A 19,175-nucleotide genomic window follows, 5' to 3' on the forward strand; every position below is an offset into this window, starting at 1 on the left:
TCCTGCGGGAGTACGGGACAGGGGAGACCCCGCAGACGCTGAAAGCGTCGAGGAGGCTCCCCGAACCGCCCGCGGAAAGCGAAGCCGCCTGGAACGGAAATCAACAGACTAGTTTAATGTAGCCAAATAAAAAAGACTGTCGATTTAAAACCCGAAATCCTTCGGATTTGTCGACAGTCTGGCGCTAAAACGAAGGTTTTAGCGTTTCTTTTTTAGTATTTTAAAGCCTCTTTATACGCATTTCTGTATAAATTAATGGATTGGTTACTTTTTAAACGGTTCTTTTTCTATTATTCTCCCTTTTCCCCATTGGATCCTTTTCAATATATCTAGCAATTAAGGTGCCTATCAATAAGGACCAAATCGGGGAGCTTATATTTAATATGGTTATATTGGATAAGGAAATAATTAAGGCGAATGTTGCGCTTGTTTTCATTGATGGATTCGAGAAACTTTCATGGATACTTTTACCGAACACACCAAGAAGTGAAAATCCCACAATTATGGAGATAAATTCTTTCGGTAATGCTTGAATAAAAGGAACAAGTTTCCATGAAAATAACCCAAAAGTTAATAATAGAACACCAGCAACGACGGCTCCCATGTATCTTTTTTCCTTCGGACCTGCCTCTTCATCCGAACAAATGACAGTTGCCATACCGGCTATATTTGCAGATTGCCCCCCAAAGAAGCCTGAGATAACAGAAAATACTCCACTTAATGAAACAATTCGATTAATGGGAGTACGATATTGATTTTGTTCTAATGCACCTACTCCAACCGCCACATCGTTACTTAAAATTAGTAATGCAAGTGGAATCGATACAGAAAGAATGCTGATTGTATTAAAGTTCGGCTTTTGAATCTGCGGAAGAAACTTTCCAAGAACTATATCACCGATATTTATGGGATAAGTTAGGGATAATACAATTGTCCCGATGACAATTGCCGCAATTACAGGGGGGATTTTTGTCCTCCATTTACTAAAAACAAAGAAAGTAATCAAAGAAATAGCTCCAACTAGCAGAAGTTGGGTTATCGAAATGATGAAATTTACCATGTATTTCATAATCATTCCTGCCAGCATTGCGGAAATAACTTCCCTAGGTACCAATTTAACTAATCTTGAAAAAATACTAAGTGATCCAACTACTAATATAAATATTCCTGAAACGATGTATGCACCTATTAATTCATTAAAAGAAAACTGACTTGTCATAGTGGCAAGAAATGCAGTTCCTGTTAAAGTATGACCTCCAACGATAGGTATTCGGTAGTATAAAGGAAGGAAAATTCCCAATATACCTCCGATTACATAAACCGCAAATATCCATAGTATGGTTTGTGCTGCACTAAAATTTCCATTTGATGAAGCTTCTAGTATTAGAGCAGATGGACCTGTTATAACGAATATTCCCGCAACGGTCCCCGCAGCTATATTTTTGTTATTTAAATCTCTCAGAAGAAATATATTCCTTCTCCATTTGCCCTTTTCTTGGATAAGGCTCATACCTAAATGCTCCTTCCTAGTTAAAAAATCACTGTAAGTTCCATTCGCAATTTATTCCTTTTATGTAATAGTTGCAATAGGAAGCTATTCAATAATCATAAAAGATTTTGAAAGTTTTAAACCACCCAATTTTGATCATTTATTCTCATCCACTTTTTATTACGAATCACATTTTATAATTCTATTAAAATACCATTTATTAAACAAGATATGCTGTTTGATATTTTTGTTATTAAGGAACAAATCTTGTCTTTTCGGAAAAGGATGATTGAATAAATAGGTAATTGGATGGTTATTTTATCTGATGTTTCTTTAATATAGATTGAAAGGTAATCTTAATGATTGCTTTCTTATTGAAGGTTGTTCAGAAAGGAGTAGATTTTGGCAATTTTTATTATATATATAAGCAGGATACCTTACTAATTTTTGCTGCAAACTTGGTATTAAAGAACAGTTAATAAGATAATTAAAAATGGTGGTATACATCTATGAAATCGTATCTATCCTCTCGAACGGAACAAATAAAACCTTCTGGTATTCGTCGTTTCTTTGATTTAGCTAATAGTTTGGAAGGAGTAATCTCATTAGGAGTTGGAGAACCGGATTTTATCACACCTTGGTCTATATGTCATGCTTCCATACAATCTATTGAACGAGGGTATACTACGAATACAGAAATAGAAGGATTAATAGAACTACGTAAGGAAATTTCATATTATATGGGTAACCGTTTTCAAGTTTCCTACTCACCTGATACAGAAATAATTGTTACGGTAGGAGGTAGTCAAGCCTTAGATAGTTCATTGAGGGCTATTATTAATTCAGGTGACGAAGTGATGATAGTAGAACCTAGCTATGTTGCTTATGAGGCATTGGTTGCAATGGCTGGGGGGAAACCTGTGCCAATTGTTACTACCTTTGAAAACGAGTTTAAACCTCAACCTGAACAAATTATACAAAGCATTTCCTCAAGAACAAAGGCAATTATTCTTTGTTTTCCGAATAACCCTACAGGAAGTTTGCTAAAAAAGCAGGAATTAGAAGCATTAGCTGAAATAATCGTAAAACATGATTTATTAGTTATTACTGATGAAATATATGCTGAATTGACATATGAAGAAGACACCTTTTGCTCGATAGCCTCAATTGAGGGAATGAGAGACCGGACGATTCTTGTATCCGGTTTTTCAAAAGCATTTGCGATGACTGGATGGAGATTAGGATATATATGTGCTCCTGAGTGGTTAACACAACCGATTGTAAAGGTCCTTCAACACGCAACCATAAGTGCTCCATCCATAACTCAATACGGAGCAATTGAAGCTTTAAGAAACGGACAAAGATATATAATTGAGATGAGAAATTCTTATCGTGAAAGACGTAATTTTCTAGTAAACCAACTAAATAAAATGGGATTACATTGTCATTTACCAGAAGGTGCTTTCTACGTATTTCCATCGGTTCGCCAAACTGGGCTAACGTCAGAACAGTTTGCGGAAAAACTTCTAATTCAACATAAGGTAGCAGTTGTACCCGGAAGTGCCTTCGGAAATAGTGGAGAAGGGCATATCCGCTGCTCTTATGCAACTTCAATGGAAAAACTGCATGAGGCGATGGAAAGGATGGGACAATTTTTAGAAAATTTATAAAGTGTGAAAGAAGGTACCTGAATCGAATGGGGTGGTGACAAGTTATTACACTCCATTTGGTAAGCGAGAATCAGGGGATATTCCGTTACGGTTCAGCCCGTGAAAGAAAAATACTTGATATCATAAATCTACGAAACTATTGAATCGGGGGAATCATAGTGGAACAAGTACAATTAAACTCAAATGTTTTCACTATATTAGAAGATAAAATTAAAATGATAAAAAAAGGTAATGAAGTGATCTATCTGGTTGGACCAATCAAGCTACCTGTTAATTTAGACGGGAAAACAGTCGAGTTTAAATGGTATAGCTGGTTGAAGAGCGACCGCGAGACAAAGGATTTCCAGCGTGTGATTGATCAGTTAACGTCTCTAAATCTAGCAGAATATCAACAATCGAGTGTCCTTGTTTATGGAGATTTTGAATATGGCGAAAATGCGCTAATTAGAATGCACTCAATCTGCCATACAGGAGATATCTTTGGCAGCAAGCGCTGCGATTGTGGTTTCCAGCTTAAACAATCGATGAAGATGGTTTCCGAGCACGGAGTGGGAGCGGTATTCTATTTAGCCAATCATGAAGGCAGAGGAATAGGATTATTTAACAAGGCTATCGCCTATCTTCTTCAGGAAAATGGCTATGATACTGTTGAAGCGAATGAGGAGCTTGGTTTTACTGATGATTTAAGGAACTATGATGAAGCCATCGAAGTACTAAAAGCACTAAGAGCGAAACCTGTTACTCTGATTACAAACAATCCAAAAAAGCTTAAAGCGTTGAAAGAGGCAGGACTTCCTGTTATAGGTAGGACGCCTTTATGGGGCGATATCTCCGAGTACAATGAAAAATATTTACAGACGAAAATAAGAAAATCAGAGCATATGGCTTAGCTGCAGTATACACAAACATTTACTGTTAATGGTAGACGTGACCCAATAGATATGGAACTATTTTAGAGAAATTAAAGAAGATCCTTTTTTAATATGGGATCTTCTTTTTACAACGTTATTTTAATAATAAAAAACAGCTGGAATTTAATTATTTATACATTTTTCATTTAAAACTCAATCATAAATTCACTTAATGCCTTGCATGCCTCATATGGAACAGCGTTATAGGTTGATGCACGACATCCCCCTTCAGAACGGTGTCCAATCAATCCGACAAATCTTTTTAAAGTAAAAGTGGTTAAATATTCTAATATGTTAAGTGGATGGTCTTTTTATATATTTATTGGATGGTTTAATATTCTTTAATTCTTATAAAATAGAAAAAGATAAAGGGATTATTTTGTTTATTTTTTTATTTAATTTTCATGAAAGAGAGTGAAACCAATGAGTAATGAACTTCATAATATTGCACCATATTCTATGGAAGTCATGACAACAAAACTATTTACTTCTATCGAAAAAAATGTTGTTGCTAAATATGGGGAAAAAGGCAAATTGCTTCTTCAACAGGGAATTGAAAATTTTGGTTATAAAGATGCAGAGGATATTGCTAGTAAAGCTGTAATAGAGGGGGATATTCACAGATTATTTGATTATATTCCTAAAGACCATAATACTAAGAATAAATATCAGAATCTTAATTCTTTTACCTTATTCGCCAGACTTTTTGCTCAAATTACGAAAGCAATTGTTGATACGTATGGAGATGAAGGTGAAAAAATAATGGAAGAGGCAGTTTGGGAGTTTGGCGAAAATCGTGGTTATGGGATTGCTCAAAGAGCCAGAATAAACGGGCAAAATAATACGATTCAAAATTACTTACCGAACTATGACATGGGCAGAAGTGAGTTATTTATTATTGAGGAGAACTTTACACCTGGTGAGATTGAGCAAACCTTTATAGTATGTCCGTTAGGTCAGCAATGGGCGGATGATGATATGCATAAATACGGACTTGTATATTGCAGGATTATTGATGATGCCATCGCTCACGGGTATAACAATCAATTTAATGTCGTACATGATCAGTTTCTTTTGAAACACGGACAATGCCATTTCCGTTTTCAATTAAAGGATGATGAGAAACAAAATGATTAATATCCATCGATTAACGAGCCATTTACAGGAATTATCAGAAATAGGAAGAACAAATGAGGGTGGAGTAAATCGTTATTCATATACAAATGAAGAAAGATTAGCCAATGAACTAGTTAAAAAGTATATGGAGACTGCAGATCTAACTGTGGAATATGACGCAGTAGGGAATTTAATAGGTAGTCTAAAAGGCAAAGAGAATTTACCTATTATTTTACTAGGATCGCATATTGATTCGGTGCCAAATGGCGGAAAATATGATGGCAGTTTAGGCATTTTAACGGCGATTGAAGTCCTTCATTCATTAAAGGAAAAAGAAATCAGATTGAATCATCCAGTCAAGGTGATTGCATTTAAGGATGAAGAAGGTACTCGCTTTGGCTTTGGTATGATTGGAAGTAGGGCAGTGGCAGGAACATTAACTGATGAAGATTTAAATAGAGTAGATCAGCAAGGAGTTTCGATTGAACAAGCCATTAAGGAATATGGTTTGGAGAAGTATCGACTCCAAAGTGCAAAAATAGAAAATGTAAAATGCTATGTAGAAGTTCATATTGAACAAGGGAAAGTTCTTGAAAATCATGATGCTGCAGTAGGTTGTGTGACAGGGATTGCTGGTCCTTTATGGCTACAATTTACATTAACAGGTTTATCTGAGCATGCGGGTGCAACACCAATGGATCAGAGGCAAGATGCTTTAGTGGGGGCGAGTTTAATCATTGCTGAGGCTGAAAAAATAGCGAGCGAATATCCAACTGCTGTTGCTACGGTCGGAAAACTGTCTGTAAAACCCAATGGAGTAAATGTCATTCCTGGTGAAGTGATATGGACAATGGATATCCGGGATATTGATGATGACATCCGTGATGAGGTTGAAAGAAAGATAACACAATTTGCTGAAAAGACAGCGGCTGCAAGACATATTCATTTAAAAGTAAATGAATTACAACGCGTGGCACCTGTTCCATGTGATGAAGGTATTCAAGATGTGGTTAAAGGCAGCATTCGTGAAATAGGTGAATCAGTTGTATCATTATCAAGTGGGGCAGGACACGACGGAATGCAGTTTAAAGATCGATTTCCTATAGCGATGATATTTGTTAGATCAAAAGATGGAATCAGCCATAATCCAAAGGAATTTTCATCAGCACAAGATATTGAAAAAGCAGCTATTGTACTATTTAAAACTGTTTTAATATTGGATGCAAAGTAAAGTCTTAAGAATACTGAGCCTTGATGTTTTTTTAGTAGGCTAAAATATTTTTTAGAAATTGTCTTTAAAACATTTAATTATTGTCACTCAGTTTACTTTTAATTCTTACTATTCCAATGAGCTTAATTAGAAATCAAAAAGGAGTAAAGAAATGAATTTTTCAGGTTCAACAGTTGTATTTGCCGAAATTATCGTATACATTTTTTTAATGTTGCTTGTGGGTGTGTATTTTTGTAGAAAAGATTTAGACCACGCTGATTATTTTCTTGGAGGAAATAAATTACCTGGTTGGGCACTAGCGTTTTCTGAAAGAGCTACTGGAGAATCAGCTTATATGTTCCTGGGAGCAGTGGGTTTTATTTATACAACAGGATTGTCAGGAATTTGGATTTTATCTGGGATGTTTCTAGGCATTCTCTTTTCTTGGCTTGTATTAGCAAAAAGATTTATGAAGGAAACCAAAAAATATAATGTGTATACCTTAACAGATTATATAGCCGTAAGATTTCCCAATCATAGTAATGTGATTCGCTGGTTTTCATCGATCATCATGGTTATCTTTTTTACTTGTTATCTTGCCGCCCAATTTTCTGGCGTGGGTAAAACTTTATATTCGTTTTCAGGACTCGATATTACCGTTGGAACAGTAATTATTGGATTTATTATTATTGCATACTCTTGCATGGGTGGATTTATGTCGGTGGTTTGGACGGATACTATTCAAAGTTTTTTAATGCTTTTGGCATTTATAATTGTTCCTATCGCAGGATATTTTGAAATTCAACAAAATGGATTATCCATTTCAACTGAACTTACTGCAATGGGCAATGGTGCAGATAATTGGTTTGGAGGGTTAACGGGACTCGCACTTGGAGCCATGCTTTTCACCAATCTTTCTTGGTTTTTTGGATGGCTTGGTGGACAACCTCAGCTAAGTTCAAGGTTTATGGCCCTAAAGGATGAAAAAGAACTTAAAACAGCTCAAACGGTAGCTATCGGTTGGACATTAATTGTTTATGTTGGTGCTTTTTTAACGGCAATTTTTGCTGCTGTTATCTATAAACAGGGGACAATTGAGGATTCTGAAATGATTCTGCCTCATATGGTATTTGATTTATTACCGCCTTGGGTTTCAGGAATCATCATTTCCGGAATATTAGCTGCCATTATGTCTACCGCCTCTTCTCAATTACTTGTTATTACAACATCAATAAGTGAAGATATCATTCATAAAGCAATGGGGATTTCTATGAAGAGTACAACTTTAGTGAAAATCTCCCGATTAATGGTTATTTTTAGTGGCTTGGTTGGTATAGTGATTTCATTAGCCTCCGGGTCCATTATTTATAATATGGTCAGCTTTGCTTGGGCAGGAGTCGGCAATACATTCTCGGCTATTATCCTACTAATCTTCTATTGGAAAAAAACATCTGGCACAGGCGTAGTTGTAACCATAATAACAGGTTTTTTAAGTGCTATTCTATGGTCAATCTCACCATTAGAAGCTATCGTTTCAGCCAAAGCTTCCACATTCATTATATGTCTAATCGTCGGAATTTTTGTAAGTCTTTATTGGCCAGATAAACAACGTAAAACTGTTTAAAGTGTCCAAATATTAATAGAGTGATGACATTATGCTACCATGAAGTATTTATATTTGTTCTTTAGACAAATTAAGAGGAAAGCAGCTTTATGGACGGTTTAATCATCGATCTTACTTTTTTTCAATGAATAAGAGGGAGAGGCATATGACAATATTTTATTTATTTGATTTTCGCTCACTTTGGAGCCCATTTTTCGCCTCGCTTCTATTTATAATTCTATTTCTTTATTACCTAATCACGGTGAAATATAGAAAATCTTTTAAACAGAGTGAACCGCTTACTATAAATCAGGGAGCCTTTTTTACTGGATTTATTCTTCTTTTGTATCTAATAAAAGGGTCACCAATCGATTTGATGAGCCACATGATGCTGACGATGCATATGGTTCAAATGGCTTTCCTATTGTTAATTATTCCAATTCTCTTTATTAAAGGGATACCGGATTGGTTATGGAGATGTGCGTTAGACACCAGGCTGATAAAACTATTGTTCCGTTTCTTTGATAAACCTTTCATTGCTATGCTTTTGTTCAATGTATGTTTTTCATTCTACCATATTCCGTTTATACTCGATTTTTCAAAAACCAATAACTTCTATCATGCATTTATCCATTCTCTCTTATTTTTACTGGCCATTTTCATGTTTTGGCCAATTCTAAATAATTTGAGTGGAAGTAAAGACATGTCAGGGATACTTAAGACAGGATATATGTTTGCCAATGGTGCACTGATGTTGCCAGCTTGTGCTCTAATTATCTTTGCAGATAAACCAATATACCAAACTTATTCAGACCCTGAGACTTGGATCAATGCATTATCTTTATGCGCAACCCCTTCATCCATGTCGAGGCTAGGATCTGCTGGCCCTGAGCTGTTAAAAATGTTTAATCCCTTAGGTCCTCTTCAGGACCAACAACTGGGTGGAATTCTCATGAAGACGGTACAGGAAATTGTATATGCGGTCATTATTGCTAAAATTTTTGCCGATTGGTACCGTAAAGACCAAGAGGAAGCATTAGAAGAAACAAAACGTGGGCAATCATAATTCGACTTGAAACTGTGCAAATGAAAAGATATTGATAGTGATATCAAGAAACGCAAGTGCTTAATGGCTCTTGCGTTTTTTATTACAAGGATGTCACAAAAGGAATCAGAGATTCGTTATATATAAGAGTGTGATTAAAGAATGGAGTGATAACAAACAACAGTAGAGTGATAACAAACAACAGTAGAGTGATAGACAAGAACAAAATCATAACTTAGGCTGCAATGGATATATGTCTCATCATTGTTTAGCTGCTTTTTTAAAATTAAACACGATTGGAGAATGAATCATGAAAAAAATTATAATTATCGGTGGGGGATTTGCTGGTTTTTGGAGTGCAGCAGGGGCAGTTCGAAGGGCGATTGAACTTGAAAAGGAAAATGAAGTAGAAGTTACCGTGGTAAGTAGAGATTCTTTCTTAAATATGCGTCCTAGAAATTATGAATCTGATTTGTCTCAAGTTCGTATACCATTTGAAAGAATCCTTAAACCAATCGGGGTAAAAAATATTGAAGGAAACGTAGATGGTATTGATTTCGATAACAAAACAGTGACCGTCTCAAGCTCTTCTGATACTTTAACATTGCCATACGACAAACTAGTTCTGGCTGCAGGGAGTATTTTGCAAAGACCGAATATCCCTGGTCTTAACGAGCATGCTTTCTCTGTTGATACATACCAGGAAGCAAGTAAACTTCATCAGCACTTAGATAATTTGGTATCAAAAAGATCTTTAGCAGGATGCTATACGACCATCGTTGTTGGTGCTGGTTTTACAGGTATAGAAGTCGCTACAGAAATGGTTTCCAGGCTAAAACGTGTTGCAGAAAAAAATGGGGATGACCCTTCGGTTGTTCGTATTCTATTAGTCGATCATTCTGATATTGCTGCTGATTTCAGCGAAGAACCTCGTGCAGTAATTAAAGAGGCTCTATCTGATTTGGGTATCGAGTCGATCACAAAAGTATCTGTACAAAGCATTTCTGAGGATGGTGTGGTACTAAGTAATGGTGAAAAACTAGCTGCGTTAACTACAATTTGGACTGCAGGAGTAAAAGCAAGTCCTTTAACCTCTCATTTCCCAGTGGAACGTGATCATTTCGGCAGGTTGCCTGTTGATCAATTTTTACGTGTAATAGGTACCGAGGATGTATACGCAGCTGGAGACTGTGCCAATGTACTGGCAGATGAAACACATGTTGCATTGATGTCATGCCAGCATGCCTCACCTCAAGGAAAATTTGCGGGTTATAATCTGACAAGCAACTTGTTCGAAAAAGATTCATTACCTTACGGACAGCCTTACTATTGTACATGTCTTGATCTTGGAGAATGGGGAGGATTGGTTACAGATGGATGGGATAAAAAAGTAATGATGAAGGGGATGGACGCCAAGGGAGTGAAAATAGAAGTTAACACAAAATTTATCGTTCCTCCTTTGGATGATAAGGAAGAAATACTAATAGAATCTCAACCAAATTATATAAATAAGCTTGAGGATTTCTTGCCTTACCGCTATAGAGAAGCAACTGTATAATTTACAAATAAGATTGGTATTGGTTTGCCTGCAGAAGAAAAAAATGCAGATAGCCTCCCTTGGGAAGCTATCTGCATTTTTCCTATCAGATTCACCATTCGTTTTGAATTGGCCACAAAGGCAGCGTTATTCACTTACGAGGAGGTTTTACAATAGAATTACGTCAATTAGAGTATTTTATTCAAATTTGTAATAGTGGTAGTTTTACTAAAGCTTCGGAAGTTCTGAATGTTTCACAACCAACCTTAAGTCAGCAAATACGTGTCTTAGAAGGTGAATTTAATATACCCTTATTTAATCGAATTGGTAGAGGCATCAAGATTACAGATGCTGGTAAGATATTATTTGATAAAGGTATATCTATCATGCATTTGCTAGATGAAGTAAATAATGAATTCATTGAATTAAAAGGTTTGAAAAGAGGTTTCATTACTGTAGGAGGATTATTGGAGGACCTCAACTATTTAACACCTCAAATTACACAGTTTCACCACTTGTATCCCAACATCTTTGTAAAAATCATAGAATCAGAAGATGTTGTAAACCAAATAATTGAAAATAATATTGATATTGGAATTACACGTAGTTCACAGGTTCCTGAAACATTAACAATCACTTTTTTGTATTGCCAAGAGTTCGTCCTTGTTGTGGAAAAAAATCATTCTTTGGATAAAAAACCATTTGTTACCTTTCGCGAATTAGTAGGACTTAGTAGAATAATGGTTTCAAGCAGTTGTCGCGAAGTGATTGATTTATATTTTAAAAATTTAGGATGTTCCTTATGTGAAGAAAGTCTAGTAACCGAATCTTCGTTTTCTCTATTGAGTCTTGTACGTAATGGTTTTGGGGTCGCCATAGTACCAATCTCAATTGTTGATTTTGTAAGGGAAGATTCATTAAGCGTAGTTCGTATCGTTGATCCAATACCGAGTCAAGATATTAATCTTATTCATCGTGATGATAAAATTTTAAGTTATGCGGCTAGTGTTTTTATAAATAGGTTAAAGGATTCGGAGAAACATTAAAATATAACTTTCCAATCAATGAGATTTTAGAATATCGACGCATGTATAATCCGGCCATACCCCTCACAAGTATCAATAGTTAAAAAGGATTCTATTAAAGCAGCCTAAGTCCCGTGGAATAACGGGCTTAGGCTGTTTTGTTTATACCTTAATTAATAGAAATAACTATCGATTCACAGCTTGGATGGTACCTTCCATGACTGGCATATATATAGATATTTGAACATAGCAAATCCAGTTCCACTACCATTATTCAGGATTTCTACTTTCCTTCGTGTCCACCAAACATAGCTTGGGCATAGATTACTCCCGCTCCGTACGCTCCACCGTGGTTCATTACGATTTCCATGACAGCATCGTAACTCTCTTGACGACTCCAATCACGCTGATATTCTAAAAGGACAGTCTCCCATGTAACCGGAACTGCACCAGCTTGAATCATACGTTGAATGGACATATTGTGCGACTCATCAGAAGTACCACCAGAAGCGTCGGTTACAATATAAACCTCGTAACCATCTTTAATTGCAGAAATTGTGGGGAACGCAAGACATACTTCAGTCCACAAGGCTGCAATAACCAATTTCTTTCGCCCCGTCTTTCTAACAGCTTCCAAAAAATTATCATCTTCCCATGCATTCATACTTGTACGGTCTATCGGGTTTTGATCAGGGAAAACCTCTTGGACTTGTGGATGTAACGGGCCTGAAAATGTATCCGAAGCAACCGTAGTTAGTATAACAGGTGCATTGAACACTTTCGCTGTTTTAGCTAATCCCACCGTGTTGTTGATAATGGTTTGTCGATCGTGGCTTTGTACCCCGAAAAGCATTTGAGGTTGATGATCAATAAGGATTACTACAGAGTTATCAGCAGTAAGCAAATCAGAATTGGCATGAAACATTTTACATTCCTACTTTCGTTATATTAGTTACAGCAGGATTCACAGATTGTGAACTGCTGTTCGAATTTATAGTATTTGAAAACCAATCCATGAATCAATTGCAAATTATCTATATTTCTCATAGATGGTACCTATGAATAATTTCAACAGAAAGTTTCATAGTTTTTGCCTATACATTCTATAGGTAAAACAATATTGATAGTCACCTATTTTTATTATTAGACTAAAAAGGCGGAATTGTTCAGCAATTAAAACTAATCGCCAGAGGAGGAAGTTAGTGAGTGGGTTCTGTTTTATTAGCTTTAGGTACAGGTATCGTCATTGGTTTAATTTTTCAAGCACTTCGTATTCCGTCACCCGCCCCCCCAATGCTTGGGTTAATCGGTCTAGTTGGAATGTTCTTAGGGCAACGGCTAGTTCCGTGGATTAAGTTATGGTTCAACCATCAATGATTGTAGGTACAACATTATTTAATGTGGAGGTAATTAGATTATGTCGCGAGAAACCAACATTGTAGAGGCAGAAATATTGATTCACAATGCAAATATTGTGACTATGGACGAAGCAAATCCGATGGCCACAGCAGTTGCGATTAGAGGTGACCGTTTCATAGCTGTGGGTAACGAATCCGAGGTAATGCAATACAAAGGAACATCGACTAAAGTGATTAATGCAAATAAACGACTTATGATTCCTGGATTAAATGACTCCCATATTCACCTCATACGCGGAGGATTAAATTTTAACTTAGAGCTGCGTTGGGATGGTGTTCCATCAGTGGCTGATGCCTTGCGCAAGTTGAAACAACAAGTGGACCGAACCCCCGCTCCTCATTGGGTTCGGGTAGTTGGCGGCTGGACTGAGTTTCAATTTCAGGAACGCCGGATGCCGACCTTGGAGGAAATTAATCGGATTGCTCCGGATACACCTGTATTTATTCTTAATTTATACCGTCAAGCATTCTTAAATAAAGCCGCTCTTCGTGCGGTTGGGTATACAAAGGATACCCCTAACCCTCCTGGAGGAGAGATCCAACGTGACAAAAAAGGCAATCCAACTGGAATGCTTATTGCTCGTCCAAATGCAGCGATATTATATGCAACTTTAGCACGGGGACCAAAGTTGTCATTTCAGGACCAAATGAATTCAACACGTTTATTTATGAGGGAATTGAACCGGTTTGGTATCACTAGCGTTATAGACGCTGGCGGCGGTGCCCAGAATTACCCTGATGATTATCAGGTTTTTGAGGAATTGGATAAGCGTGGAGAAATAACAGTCCGTACTGCATATAACCTATTTACACAGCATCCAGATCAGGAGCTTGACGACTTTAAAACATGGACGACCAATACTAAACCATATACTGGTAGTCCTTACTATCGGCACAATGGTGCTGGTGAAATGCTTGTTTATAGTGCAGCTGATTTTGAGGATTTTGTCGAACCCCGCCCCGAACTGCCTGCCGTAATGGAATCAGAGTTATTTAAGGTTACAGAGCATCTCGTACAGAATCGTTGGCCCTTCCGCCTACACGCAACGTATGGTGAATCGATATCGCGATTCCTTGATGTTTTTGAAAAAGTGAACAAAGAGGTACCATTCAAAGAATTACGTTGGATCTTGGATCATGCAGAAACCATACAAGAACGGGACTTGGAACGTGTAGCAGAATTAGGTGGTTCAATAGCTGTCCAAAATCGAATGGCATTCCAAGGAGAATATTTTGTCGATAGATATGGTTCTCAAGCTGCTGAGAACACACCTCCTATAAAAAAGATGCTATCAGCTGGTTTAAATGTAGGCGTGGGTACTGATGCTACACGGGTGGCCAGTTACAATCCTTGGGTTTCGTTATATTGGTTGGTCACTGGAAAAACTGTCGGTGGGTTAAGTTTGTATCCAGCTTCTAATCGATTAGATCGACAACAAGCCCTTTATATGTATACGGCTGGAAATGCATGGTTCTCTGCTGAGGAAGGAGTTAAGGGACAAATCAAAGAAGGCCAATATGCAGACCTTTCCATACCTTCTGCTAATTTCTTCGATGTTCCGGATGAAGAGATCAAACGAATCGAGTCGGTATTAACAGTAGTTGGAGGAAAGATTGTCTATGGGACTGCCGAATTTCAAAAACTATCGCCTCCAGCCCCAAAAGCTAGTCCTGATTGGGCACCTTATAATTTCTTTGGGGGTTATGATAATTCTTCTAAAATTGAAGGAAGTGGGATATTGACTCATAAGAGTCATCTGCATACCTGTAATCATCACCATCATCACGGCAGCGGGTTCTGTGATTTGGATTGCTTCGTCTTTTAATTCGAAATAAAGATTTAATTTAATTTAAGGATAGATATTATAAAAATATTTTTTTGAGGTGGAAGTATGGCGAAAATTACGGTAGGAACAGAAAATCAAAACCCCATAGAACTATATTATGAGGATCATGGTACAGGGAAGCCGGTTGTATTAATTCACGGCTGGCCATTAAGTGGTCGATCTTGGGAATACCAAGTTCCCGCTCTCGTTGAGGCTGGATACAGAGTCATAACTTATGACCGTCGTGGGTACGGGAACTCTTCTCAGCCATGGAATGGTTACGATTATGATACATTCGCTACTGATTTACATTTGTTACTAGAGCATTTGGATCTCCAACATGTGACACTGGTAGGATTTTCAATGGGAGGTGGAGAAGTAGCTCGCTATATCGGAATCTACGGAACAAATAGAGTAGAGAAGGCAGTATTCGCGGGAGCTGTACCACCATTTCTTTACAAGTCAAAAGATCATTCTGAGGGAGTATTTGATGATTTAGCAATTCAAAGATTTGAAGATGGAGTAAAAAATGATCGCCTAGCATTTCTTGATGAATTTACGCGAGGATTTTTTGCTGTAGGAGACAGAACTGACTTAGTCAGTGAACCATTCCGACTTTACAATAGGGATATTGCAGCAGGTGCATCACCAAAAGGGACACTAGATTGTATCGTTGCTTTCAGTAAAACGGATTTTAGAGAGGATTTAGCCAAATTTGATATACCTACCCTTGTTATACATGGTGATTCTGATGCAATTGTTCCATTTGAATATAGTGGTAAGAGAACACATGAAGCAATTCCAAATTCTAAGTTAGCTTTAATAAAGGCTGGTCCACATGGGATCAATGCAACACATGCCAAAGAATTTAATAAAGCACTGTTATCATTTTTGAGGGCTGATTAAAAATGAATATTTTTTAAACTCTAGAAAAAAATTTCACCTTTCATCTTCTCTGAACGGTTGTCCACGATATTGGTGGTTTAAAGGATTCTGTATTCCATATCGATGAACATCAAAAAAATGAAAAGAGGTCGCTGCTTGTGAAATTACCCAAAAAGAAGTTCCAAACAGATTTTAAAAATCGATTGCATGAAAAATTCGCGATTGAAACTGCGGATGCAAATGCACAGGAACTATTTGAATCTCTCGGTTCGGTAATTAAGAACTATATTTCTGAGGATTGGCGCGATGTACGTCGCTACCAAATGGAGAATCAAACCAAAACTGCCTATTACTTCTCGATCGAGTTCTTACCAGGAAAAATGCTTCGCAGTAATTTGCTAAACTTAGGGATTTTAGATGATGTACGCGATGGATTATCGGAATTAGGTTTGGATTTTGATATGATTGCCGAAGCCGAAAAAGACATGGCACTCGGAAACGGTGGACTCGGTCGTCTCGCATCTTGTTTCATGGATTCGCTAGCATCGACAGGTCTTCCAGGATTCGGAAATGGTATCCGTTACAAATACGGTTTGTTTAAACAACAATTTATTGACGGTTATCAAGTAGAATTTCCAGATGCTTGGCTTCAAGGTGGCAATATTTGGGAAGTCCGGAAAGCCCATGAAGCAGTTGAAGTGAAAATGGAAGGAAATGTATGGCTTAAAGAAGACGAGTCGACAGGTAATTTCACACCGGTTTATGAAAATCCTAGAGTTTTGCGCGCAGTACCATACGACACAGCAATGGTTGGTTATGAAAATGGACAAGTCAACAACCTTCGTCTGTGGGATGTAGAAATTCCAGAATCTGAAGAAAGAAAATACTATTCAATCAACGACCGTCGTCAAGTTCAAGATATAACTGGTGTGCTTTACCCTGATGATTCGACATATGAGGGTCGCCAATTAAGACTTGTACAGGAATATTTCTTTACTTCAGCAGGGCTTCAAACGATTGTCAAACATTATTTGAAACTTGGAATCCCGCTTGATGAAATTTACACAAAAATCGCAGTACACATCAATGATACGCACCCGGCTTTAGCAGTTGCTGAGTTTATGCGTTTACTGGTTGACGACCATAAGATGGATTGGGACCGTGCTTGGAATGCGACTGTGAAAACAATGTCATATACCAACCACACTATTCTTCAAGAGGCATTAGAAAAATGGCCAGTGGATATGGTTAAATTCCTAATTCCACGCGTTTATCAAATCATTGAAGAAATCGACCGTCGTTATGTAGAAGAAATGAATAAAGTTGCCGATCTTGAAATTGTAGGACGTACACGTATCATTCAAATGGGACAAGTGCATATGGCTCACTTAGCTATCATCGGTTCTCATTCAACAAATGGGGTTGCTAAAATCCACTCTGACTTATTGAAAGATGTCGTCCTTCATGATTTCTATGTACTTTTTCCTGAGCGTTTTAATAATAAGACCAACGGGATTGCTTTCCGTCGTTGGTCACAAATTTCAAACGAACCAATGTCTAAGGTATTGGATGAGACGATTGGTAAGGAATGGCGTGCAGATGCAAGCAAAATTAAACTTTTAGAAAGTTATGCAGACGATAAAGAAGTTCAAGATAAACTTGCACATGCAAAACATCAAAACAAAGAGCGTCTTGCCGCATACATAAAAGAAGCTACTGGTGTTGAAGTGTCACCAAATGCGATTTTCGATGTACAAGTCAAACGTCTTCATGCGTATAAGCGTCAGCTATTAAATCTTTTACACATCATCAAGTTATATCTGGATTTGAAGGAAAATCCTGATTTAGATATTACGCCACGTGTTTTCATTTTCGGAGCAAAAGCAGCACCGAGCTACTATTATGCAAAATCAGTTATCAAGGTGATTAATGAGGTCGGTAACTTAGTCAATAACGACAAAGCATTGAAAGATAAATTGAAAGTTGTCTTTTTACCGAACTATAACGTTTCACTAGCAGAAATTATTGTACCGGCAGCAGATGTTTCAGAGCAAATTTCACTTGCCTCTAAAGAAGCATCTGGTACTTCAAACATGAAGTTTATGCTAAATGGCGCAGTAACGATAGCAACCCTCGACGGTGCTAATATTGAAATTAGAGATGCTGTTGGCGATGAAAATATCGTAATCTTTGGGATGGATAAAGAAGACGTGTATACCCACTATTTTGCACATGATTATAATGCATGGGCTGTTTATGATGCTGATCCATACATCAAACGCGTGGTGAATGCACTTGTTGATGGAACGATTCCAAATATTATTCGTGAAGGTCAAGAAATCTTTGATGCGTTGATTAAATACAACGATGAATATTTTAATCTTCAAGATTTCCTTCCATACGTGGCGGCCCAAGAAAAAATCGACATGTTATATAAAGATCAAAAAACATGGAGGAAGATGAGTTTGATGAACACCGCAAATGCTGGACAGTTTAGTTCTGACGATACGGTTAAAAAATATGCAGAAGAAATTTGGCATATCGTACCAGCGAAACAATTTATTCACTGAACAAATTGGTCTAGGAAAATTCTAGTTTTTATTTAAACCAGTTGAAAAAATCTGAATCACATATTTATCCATTAGCATGGTGAAAAGCTTATTGAATTTTGCTTTTCACCATTGCTTTTTTCCTTTATATATATCTTTCTGAATTTTTTCTCTAATCTTTTAGAAAGAAAAGCAACAGAAAATTTAATCATTTTTTAATAAAAACAACACCCTTAATTGAACTGTAAACAGTTATTAAAGGTGTCGACTTAATTAATCTATTAATTTAGTTTTTCAATAAAGATTTAATACAAATTAATACAGCACTGACCCAACTAAATTACATTCTTCATTATTAATTTATTATCCCTTGGGCTTCTTGAAATTGGAATGTTCGGATTTTTCGTGGCAAAAATTTACGAATTTCATGTTCATGATATCCGACTTGTAATCTTTTTTCGTCAAGGATTATCGGTCTTCGTAATAATCCTGGATTATCTTTAATTATCTGGTACAATTCTTGTATTGAGAGAGAATCCATGTTTAAATTCACCTTTTGAAAAGCTTTAGATCTTGTAGAAATGACTTCATCTGTACCATCCTCTGTCAATCGAAGGATATTTTTAATTTCCTCTATCGTAAATGGATAGGTTAAAATGTCTCTTTCTATATAAGCAATTTGGTGCTGGTCAAGCCAATCTTTTGCTTTTCTGCAAGATCCACAACTTGTCGATGTATAAAAGTTTATCATTTATAAAGCATCCTCCAATCTTATACTAATACTATGCTCCCGCATTTTCAGTCAAATTTAATAGACGTTTCCTTTTCATTTACCTTCTAGAACAGCTAATCCTACTTTTTCCAACTATCATGAGGAATTGCATAAGCTAA

15 protein-coding genes and 1 pseudogene are annotated in these 19,175 nt (G+C 36.9%); 12 read left to right on the forward strand and 4 right to left on the reverse strand.

The features are described 5' to 3' along the window. Positions 1 to 271: 271 nt before the first annotated feature. Complete coding sequence (locus ACE198_RS12920; protein WP_375375799.1) at positions 272 to 1,510, reverse strand: benzoate/H(+) symporter BenE family transporter; 1,239 nt, start codon at positions 1,508 to 1,510, stop codon at positions 272 to 274. 488 nt (positions 1,511 to 1,998) lie between these two features. On the opposite strand from ACE198_RS12920, the gene ACE198_RS12925 reads away from it, so the two are divergent. Both ACE198_RS12925 and ACE198_RS12930 read left to right on the forward strand, forming a co-directional pair. Beyond that, positions 1,999 to 3,159, forward strand: coding sequence for an aminotransferase (locus tag ACE198_RS12925; RefSeq protein ID WP_375375800.1), 1,161 nt, complete (start codon positions 1,999 to 2,001; stop codon positions 3,157 to 3,159). Between the two features lie 158 nt (positions 3,160 to 3,317). Then, on the forward strand, positions 3,318 to 4,049 hold the full coding sequence (locus ACE198_RS12930) for a GTP cyclohydrolase II (protein ID WP_375375801.1): 732 nt from the start codon (positions 3,318 to 3,320) through the stop codon (positions 4,047 to 4,049). 167 nt (positions 4,050 to 4,216) lie between these two features. On the opposite strand, the pseudogene ACE198_RS12935 reads toward ACE198_RS12930, so the two are convergent. Next, a pseudogene (locus ACE198_RS12935) lies at positions 4,217 to 4,327 on the reverse strand (3-phosphoserine/phosphohydroxythreonine transaminase); the annotation flags it as partial. 166 nt (positions 4,328 to 4,493) lie between these two features. Between ACE198_RS12935 and ACE198_RS12940 the strand changes: the two are divergent. From ACE198_RS12940 to ACE198_RS12965, 6 genes are all read left to right on the forward strand, one after another. Next, the gene (locus tag ACE198_RS12940; protein ID WP_375375802.1) at positions 4,494 to 5,207 is read left to right on the forward strand and encodes an L-2-amino-thiazoline-4-carboxylic acid hydrolase; all 714 of its coding nucleotides are present in this window, start codon (positions 4,494 to 4,496) and stop codon (positions 5,205 to 5,207) included. Then, positions 5,200 to 6,417 (forward strand): Zn-dependent hydrolase, encoded by a 1,218-nt coding sequence (locus ACE198_RS12945; RefSeq protein ID WP_375375803.1) that lies wholly within the window; start codon positions 5,200 to 5,202, stop codon positions 6,415 to 6,417. The genes ACE198_RS12940 and ACE198_RS12945 overlap by 8 nt, the downstream gene beginning before the upstream one ends. A 151-nt stretch (positions 6,418 to 6,568) precedes the next feature. Further along, positions 6,569 to 8,020, forward strand: a complete 1,452-nt coding sequence (locus ACE198_RS12950; RefSeq protein WP_375375804.1) for a sodium/proline symporter — start codon at positions 6,569 to 6,571, stop codon at positions 8,018 to 8,020. A gap of 145 nt (positions 8,021 to 8,165) precedes the next feature. Further along, positions 8,166 to 9,065, forward strand: a complete 900-nt coding sequence (ctaG, locus tag ACE198_RS12955; protein WP_375375805.1) for a cytochrome c oxidase assembly factor CtaG — start codon at positions 8,166 to 8,168, stop codon at positions 9,063 to 9,065. A gap of 289 nt (positions 9,066 to 9,354) precedes the next feature. Beyond that, on the forward strand, positions 9,355 to 10,602 hold the full coding sequence (locus ACE198_RS12960) for an NAD(P)/FAD-dependent oxidoreductase (protein ID WP_375375806.1): 1,248 nt from the start codon (positions 9,355 to 9,357) through the stop codon (positions 10,600 to 10,602). A 152-nt stretch (positions 10,603 to 10,754) separates the two neighbouring features. Then, entirely contained in the window at positions 10,755 to 11,627 is an 873-nt protein-coding gene (locus tag ACE198_RS12965; RefSeq protein WP_375375920.1) for a LysR family transcriptional regulator, read from the forward strand. A gap of 262 nt (positions 11,628 to 11,889) precedes the next feature. Here the strand turns inward: ACE198_RS12965 and ACE198_RS12970 are convergent, their stop codons facing one another. After that, on the reverse strand, positions 11,890 to 12,531 hold the full coding sequence (locus ACE198_RS12970) for a hydrolase (RefSeq protein WP_375375807.1): 642 nt from the start codon (positions 12,529 to 12,531) through the stop codon (positions 11,890 to 11,892). A gap of 281 nt (positions 12,532 to 12,812) precedes the next feature. Here ACE198_RS12970 and ACE198_RS12975 point away from each other — a divergent pair, with 281 nt between their 5' ends. The 4 genes from ACE198_RS12975 to ACE198_RS12990 all read left to right on the forward strand — a co-directional run bounded on the left by ACE198_RS12975 (position 12,813) and on the right by ACE198_RS12990 (position 18,305). Further along, positions 12,813 to 12,983, forward strand: coding sequence for a XapX domain-containing protein (locus tag ACE198_RS12975; protein ID WP_375375808.1), 171 nt, complete (start codon positions 12,813 to 12,815; stop codon positions 12,981 to 12,983). A gap of 40 nt (positions 12,984 to 13,023) precedes the next feature. Beyond that, positions 13,024 to 14,850: an amidohydrolase gene (locus ACE198_RS12980; RefSeq protein ID WP_375375809.1), complete on the forward strand. Its 1,827-nt coding sequence runs from the start codon at positions 13,024 to 13,026 to the stop codon at positions 14,848 to 14,850. 66 nt (positions 14,851 to 14,916) lie between these two features. After that, positions 14,917 to 15,756, forward strand: coding sequence for an alpha/beta fold hydrolase (locus ACE198_RS12985; RefSeq protein ID WP_375375810.1), 840 nt, complete (start codon positions 14,917 to 14,919; stop codon positions 15,754 to 15,756). Between the two features lie 137 nt (positions 15,757 to 15,893). Then, positions 15,894 to 18,305, forward strand: coding sequence for a glycogen/starch/alpha-glucan phosphorylase (locus tag ACE198_RS12990; protein ID WP_375375811.1), 2,412 nt, complete (start codon positions 15,894 to 15,896; stop codon positions 18,303 to 18,305). 334 nt (positions 18,306 to 18,639) lie between these two features. Here the strand turns inward: ACE198_RS12990 and spxA are convergent, their stop codons facing one another. Continuing rightward, positions 18,640 to 19,035 carry a transcriptional regulator SpxA gene (spxA, locus tag ACE198_RS12995; RefSeq protein WP_375375812.1) on the reverse strand — a complete coding sequence of 132 codons (396 nt, stop codon included), beginning with the start codon at positions 19,033 to 19,035 and terminating at the stop codon, positions 18,640 to 18,642. Between the last annotated feature and the right edge of the window lie 140 nt (positions 19,036 to 19,175).

The organism is Neobacillus sp. KR4-4 (genome assembly GCF_042136325.1).
Taxonomy (GTDB): domain Bacteria; phylum Bacillota; class Bacilli; order Bacillales; family Cytobacillaceae; genus Neobacillus.